This window comes from Aerococcus viridans, from assembly GCF_002871935.1.
GTDB classification, from domain to species: domain Bacteria; phylum Bacillota; class Bacilli; order Lactobacillales; family Aerococcaceae; genus Aerococcus; species Aerococcus viridans_B.
In genome coordinates this window covers 1-6,442 of the sequence record NZ_PNHQ01000036.1, presented here as the reverse complement: position 1 = coordinate 6,442, position 6,442 = coordinate 1, and the positions used below count along the sequence as shown (strand labels likewise).

Annotated in this window: 8 protein-coding genes; 4 read left to right on the top strand and 4 right to left on the bottom strand. The window is 28.0% G+C overall.

Going from position 1 to position 6,442, the window contains the following annotated elements; translation table 11 throughout:
* Positions 1–339: 339 nt before the first annotated feature.
* Positions 340–531: a hypothetical protein gene (locus CJ191_RS08930; RefSeq protein ID WP_102199560.1), complete on the bottom strand. Its 192-nt coding sequence runs from the start codon at positions 529–531 to the stop codon at positions 340–342.
* Between the two features lie 62 nt (positions 532–593).
* Positions 594–1,379, bottom strand: coding sequence for a ParA family protein (locus CJ191_RS08925; protein WP_102199559.1), 786 nt, complete (start codon positions 1,377–1,379; stop codon positions 594–596).
* 410 nt (positions 1,380–1,789) lie between these two features.
* Here CJ191_RS08925 and CJ191_RS08915 point away from each other — a divergent pair, with 410 nt between their 5' ends.
* The 4 genes from CJ191_RS08915 to CJ191_RS08900 are packed head-to-tail and all read left to right on the top strand — an operon-like array spanning position 1,790 to position 5,105.
* Positions 1,790–2,935: a hypothetical protein gene (locus CJ191_RS08915; protein WP_102199558.1), complete on the top strand. Its 1,146-nt coding sequence runs from the start codon at positions 1,790–1,792 to the stop codon at positions 2,933–2,935.
* Complete coding sequence (locus CJ191_RS08910; RefSeq protein WP_102199557.1) at positions 2,916–3,659, top strand: ABC transporter ATP-binding protein; 744 nt, start codon at positions 2,916–2,918, stop codon at positions 3,657–3,659. Before CJ191_RS08915 ends, CJ191_RS08910 begins: the two co-directional genes overlap by 20 nt.
* A complete protein-coding gene (locus CJ191_RS08905) occupies positions 3,659–4,399 on the top strand; it encodes a multidrug ABC transporter permease (RefSeq protein WP_102199556.1) in 741 nt (246 codons plus the stop codon). The genes CJ191_RS08910 and CJ191_RS08905 overlap by 1 nt, the downstream gene beginning before the upstream one ends.
* 1 nt (position 4,400) lies before the next feature.
* Entirely contained in the window at positions 4,401–5,105 is a 705-nt protein-coding gene (locus CJ191_RS08900) for a hypothetical protein (RefSeq protein ID WP_102199555.1), read from the top strand.
* Between the two features lie 43 nt (positions 5,106–5,148).
* On the opposite strand, the gene CJ191_RS08895 is transcribed toward CJ191_RS08900, so the two are convergent.
* Both CJ191_RS08895 and CJ191_RS08890 read right to left on the bottom strand, forming a co-directional pair.
* A complete protein-coding gene (locus CJ191_RS08895; protein ID WP_102199554.1) occupies positions 5,149–5,706 on the bottom strand; it encodes a recombinase family protein in 558 nt (185 codons plus the stop codon).
* A gap of 70 nt (positions 5,707–5,776) precedes the next feature.
* Entirely contained in the window at positions 5,777–6,346 is a 570-nt protein-coding gene (locus tag CJ191_RS08890; protein WP_102199553.1) for a hypothetical protein, read from the bottom strand.
* Positions 6,347–6,442 lie beyond the last annotated feature (96 nt).

Here is a 6,442-nt window from a genome sequence, read left to right as displayed (position 1 = left end):
TCTTTAAAAGCAATAACATAAATTCCTTCAAAATCACACTTCAGAATCACGTCCTAAACTTTCAATTTATTCCTTGACATCTTTATAGCTGGCTTTATTTGTTAGTGGACGTACCAGCAACAAACAAAAGAGTGTTTACAATTATTTATAATATACTTGTCTTTACAAACGAATCCGAAATAAGTATAATAGTAATTGTAAATATATAAAAATTCTTTGTATCAGTTGCATGATACAATTTTTGAAAGAAAAGTGTTGACTGCACTTTTCTTTTTTTTTTAATAAAATTATTTTACCATATAATATTAATTATTTTTTAAAAGATTAATATCTTTAAATTTAAAGATTAAATTGTTCTTTTAGTAATTTTTCTAAATATCGTGACGCTGTCAATTCTTCTTCTTTTGCTTTACGAACAAGTTCATTTGCAACTTCTTCTTTTAATGTAAATGATTTTTGAATACGTCTAGATTTAATTTCAGATTTATATAAACTATCTTTTAACTGGTTTTTTTTATCTTCAAATGCCATACATACACACCCCTTTATCATATTATATCATAACATAATACGTTATACCGTGATATATCGTATTATGTTTCGCTCATTGTTTCAAAAGTATTATCTAAGTCATCAAAAAATTGCTTATGTTTACGGTATATTTCTTTATTTTTCTTCATATCAACTAAAGACATATGATTTAAAGTAGATTTATTAAACAATTCTTTTTCAGGGATTAAAACAATAACATTCGGATCACTTTTTAATGTTGGAACAAACTCTCGAGATGACTTCGTATTATGTTTAATGCGATTACCTAGAAAATATAATTCAGCGGTTACTAGCGATTTTCTAGTTTCTACATTTATTATTTCTTCTTTAAAGTCCTTAAACCGTAATTCTAGGTTACTTTTTGAAATAAAACTATATTCGCTGGGTTCTAAAGGACTAAATACTTTATCTGATACTGCAATCATATTTTGTGTAATTGTAGAGAAATCAGGGTGGCAATCAATTAAAATATAATCAAATGATTTTAGTTCATCATAATTATCTGCAAGCCACATATAGAATATTAACTCTTTATTCGCTTTATTTTGAATAGCATTATTGATTTTATCTAAATCCATTGAAGCTGGAATTAGAGATAGATTATCTTTAATATGTTCGATTTCTACATTATCTCCATTATTAGTAAATATTTCAGCTAGTGTACCACTAGTTTTAAAAATCTCATATGTCTGCGACAAACTACATTGGTGGTCACTATCTATTAAAAGTACATTGTTACCTTTATCAGCTAACCATTCTCCAAAGTTATAAGTTAATGTTGTTTTACCAACCCCACCTTTAGTGGCAGAAAAAGTAATTATTTCCATATATAATCATTCCTTTCTATATAGTATATTATACCATATCATACTATAATATACTACGATATAATATGAGATATTAAGATTTTCTTTTCTTATATCGTACAAGAGTACTTTTACTAATACCAGTTAGTTCAGCAACTTGATTATAAAAGTGTGTTTCTAGCAATTTCATGGCGCGTTGCATATGAAAAAAGGTATAATTTATGATATATTAAATTATAGCAACATAAATATTGCTAAATTTTAATAAAAGAGGTGATTAAAATGGCAAACGACTTAACTAATTTTGTTAAAACTTTTGATTCAAAAAGCATTTTTGATCAAGTAAAAGATAGCGCACTAGCTTGGAATCACTAATAATAGATAAAGGCCAAAAGATAATTTTTGGCCTTTTTTTGGAGGTCATAAAAATAATGGATTATTTTAAAAATTATATATCAGAGCAAATTAGTAATAGTCAGTTTAAAAATATACCAGAATACTATCAACATCGCTTTATATATGCTAAAGATTCATTAGAAAATATAAGTTCAAATAGGAATATTGATACGCCATCTTATTTAAATGATTTAGGTGTCCGAAAATCAAATGATCCTCGTATTAGTTATTTATATTATTTAGAAAAAGGAGCTATTAATCCTGTTAAACTAGAAAATTTTGAAGAAGATATTAAAAATGAATTATCAATATTAGCACATTTTGATGCATTTATTCTTATCACTGGAGATTTTGAAGGATTATATAAGATAACAAAAAAATATATTAAAAAAATTGAGCCTAATGCAAGTTATAATCTATTAATTGCGTTAGGTAGTTTATATGCTGGAGTAAGAGATAACTATTGTATTAATATTTTTGATCATGCGAGTCAAATAGCTAATAGTCAAGAAGATAAAGTAATTGCAATTCATAGAAAATTAGCTTATATCATAAAAAGATTAAATGATAGTAGTATAAATATAGATCAGGAATTCAATATCTTTAGTAATGAATTAATGAAAATAGATAACAAACATAATCAACAAATTTATAGAGCATTATATAATAATTTAATCGCTTTACACTATGTACATAAAAAAGTAGATAGTAATTTTATAGAAAACACATTAATCGATGCAAAGTTATTTATAGATGGACTATTATACAAGGAGAGATCTGAAGCAGATCCATCATTACTAGAGCAATCAAAGCGATATCGTGGTCAAATTAATAATAATTTGGCACAGATTATGATAATTAAGAACCGTTTTGGTAAGGCTAATGAAATTTTAGATGAAAATTATGAATTTATGATTCAAAATGCACCAGATTATTCTGCAGAATCTGCTTATATGTTAGCTAACTCTTTTTACCATTTAGAAGATTATCAAAATACGATTAGATATAGCATTATAGCAAGAGAAGATTTTGAAAAAATAGGTGCAATTACGGGAAGAAGAAACACTGATCAGTTATTAATTTCTGCCTTGTATAAAAATCAAGAGCTAGATGAAGCTAATAATTTATATAGTCAATTTAAAAAAGAAAGTGAATGGATAAATGAAAACATTACAGGTTGAGCATCTATCAAAAATATATGGCAAAAAAAGTCAATTTAAAGCAGTAAATGATGTTTCTTTTGAAATAAACTCAGGAGAAATCGTATCTCTAATTGGGCCAAATGGTGCTGGGAAAACAACTATTGTTTCAATGATAGGGGGATATATTGAAAAAACAGCTGGTGAGATTTGGATAAATGGAAAACAAAAAAACTATAAAAATGACATTGGTGTATCTTTTGGAGGAGATTTAGGTTTTTATGGTAACGTCTCTGCCTATGATAATTTAAACTTTTATGCAGATCTTGCAAATGTACCTTATAAAGAGCGCAAAAAGGAAGTTCATCGCGTTTTAGATATTGTCGCTCTTGAAGATGTTAAAAATAAAAAAGTAAAGCACTTTTCTAAGGGGATGAATCAAAGATTGCATATTGCAAAATCCTTGTTAAATAACCCTTCCTTATTATTACTAGATGAACCAACAAATGGTTTAGATATTGAGATTGCTAAAGAAATAAGGGATACGATAAAAAAACTAACAATAGAAGAAAATATCAGTATCTTATTAACTAGCCATATTATGGGAGAAATAGAAGCATTATCTGATCGAATTCTTCTTATCGGTAGTGGTAGCATAAAATTTGAAGGGACACTTACCGATGTTATAAGTTATTCAGGTTTACCTGAAGGTACTAGTTTAGAGGATGCTTACTTATCTATTGCCCCTAGTTTAAGGAGATCATGATGTTTCGATTTTTACGTTTATTTCTATTTCATCTGAAGGTATATGTTAGAAATCAATATTTTTTATGGTTACCTATTATTTCAACCATCACTATTTTTTTATTACAATACTTAACTGCAAATGGCTATAATAATTTAGACGATCCATACTTATGGATCCGTAGTGCAATATTTGGCTTATGGACGTCTGCTACTACAGCTACAGGATCTATAGGTTTTCAAAGACATTTGGGTACTCTAAAATATCTAATTAATACTGGTATCAATGATTTTATTTCTTTAACCGCTTTAATTTTACCTGCTTCTACTTTTGGCTTAATTTCTTTTCCTATATCGTATGGCTTAGCCCATTTATTTAATGTAGATATTGGTGATATAGATGTTCAATTTATAGGACTAGTTTTGATGCTTTGGTTGGGTGTAGCAGTCATGGATTTATTAATTGCTGCTTTTTTTGTTTTAACGCCTAATGCAATCGTATATGAAGAATTAATTCATATACCAATATTATTATTTAGTGGATTACTTGGAAGTGGCACATGGCTAGATACATTATCTTATTACACACAATGGGGTATTCCCTTGGTATTTCCTATTCAAAAATTATTAGGGGCAAATAACTATGATTACAGTGTATGGGGGTACTTTTTATCTATAATCATCTGGATCTTACTAGCAATAGTTATAGGTAGTTGGCTTTTACGCCAGTCTAAAAAAGATGGACAAGGGAGGGTAGTATAAGATGCGTATTCAATTGCTATCATTAGTATATTTTCGTAATATCAAGCCTTTTATGATTTACTTTTTCGTTTCACCTATTATTCAAATGGTATTATTTGTGTTAATTAACCAACAATACTCAAATAATATTAATTACAGCGTGGCGTTAGGGTCTATTTTTATATCTGCGAACGGTAGTGCGATTAATACAATTAATCAATTACTGGTTACAGATACAGTATTAGATATTCATAAGGAGATGATTGTACATAAACCTTATTCTAAAAAATATTGGTTAGACAAAGTAGGCGCTGTATATTTTTCTTCTTTTCTACTATTTTTTATTAATACAATTATTTTAGTTATATTAGGTTTAGATTTAACACAGTTATTTACAGCAATAATATTACTACCATTTAGCATTCTATATAGTTTTCTTTTAGGAAGTATTTCCTTTTATCTTTCGATTAATATGAGTAATATATATTTCTTTAATAATATTTTTATTAATATATTGCCTATTATTTCTGGATTAGTAATTTCGATAACTACCTATCCACCAGTTTTTCAAAAAATTTCTGCTATTTTTCCTTATGGTACTTTATTACAATCTATTTATAGCAACCAAGATAACATGTTTGCTGTAATTATTTATATTATTATTCTTGGTTTAATTTGTACCACTCTTTATAGATACCGAGTTGCTCATCAAATTGATGGAAAATAATATACGGACATTATTTTTAAAATAAAATGAAAAAGAAGCCCTTTTAAGATATATTGGGCTTCTTTTTATGTCTCAATAAGGTACTTTTACTGATACCAGTCATTTGAGCCACTTGATTGTAAGAATAAGATTCTAGCAACTGCATAGCGTGTTGCATTTGTTGTTTGCTGTACTTATTAGGACGCCCATCTTTATAGTTAGGATTTTGTCTGGCAACTTCTTTACCCTCTTTTGTGCGTTCTACAATTAAGTCGCGTTCAAAATCGGCAAAGGCACTAAAGACCGTAAAGATTAAACGACCAGTAGGGGTATCTTCAATTTTGCCTATGTTTAAAATATGAATAGCAATATCTTGTTGGAATAGTTGTTCAATGAGTTTTAATGCTTCTCTTGTACTACGTGCCAGACGATCTAGCTTGGTAACCACCAACGTATCACCTGGTTCAATTTTCTTTAGTAACTGTTGAAAGGCGGTACGCTCTAATGTTCTTCCAGTCATTTTATCTGTAAAAATTTTATCTACATTTTCGTTTTGTAAAGATTGTATTTGTTGGATTAAGTCCTGCTTGCGTGTAGATACCCTCGCATAGCCATACTTCATAATTAATTCCTTCCTCTAATTTTAAAAATATATTGATATGCTAGCCATATTTATTATGGGTATTAATAAACTATATTTTTCTCATTATTACCATTTTATTTGGATTATGTTTATCGATACCTGCAATAGCAATCGAGAAGAATAGCTCTTTGTTCTTCTCGATTTTTTCTCTATTATCTTCTTCCCAACTTTTTACACTATTAATAACAGACTGACAGAAATAATGAATATCGAAAAATAAGTCAGGATATAAAGAACTTCGTTGAGGAGCCGTCGCTGTGAATATTTTTTTATTAAGTGTAGAAGGAAAAACAGTGGGAATAATATCAAATACTATTTGTTTTCCGTATTTTTGGTAGTAATCAGTGGTATTGGGGTTAGATGATCCTTGGTTTAGAATGGCATTTCTTAAGAAATAGATGTTTTCGGCATCTAAATATTTATTTTTTAAATCTTTTGGAATAAATTCTAAATAATAATTATTTATCCATTTTTTGTAGCGTTTATTTTGCTCTACTATGTTCGGATACTCAACTTTAGAACAAATATCAATTAAAATTAATGTAGTTGATATTTCTGCATAATAATTTTTTTGCTCTATTGATTGTTCTATTGATTGATAAAAAGTACTTAATCCCATAAAAATAAGCTCCTCGTATAATAAGATTAGTCTTAAATGGCTAATCTTTTTTTACTATATTTGTCATTTAAGGCTGACTTAAACCTGTGACTCTTA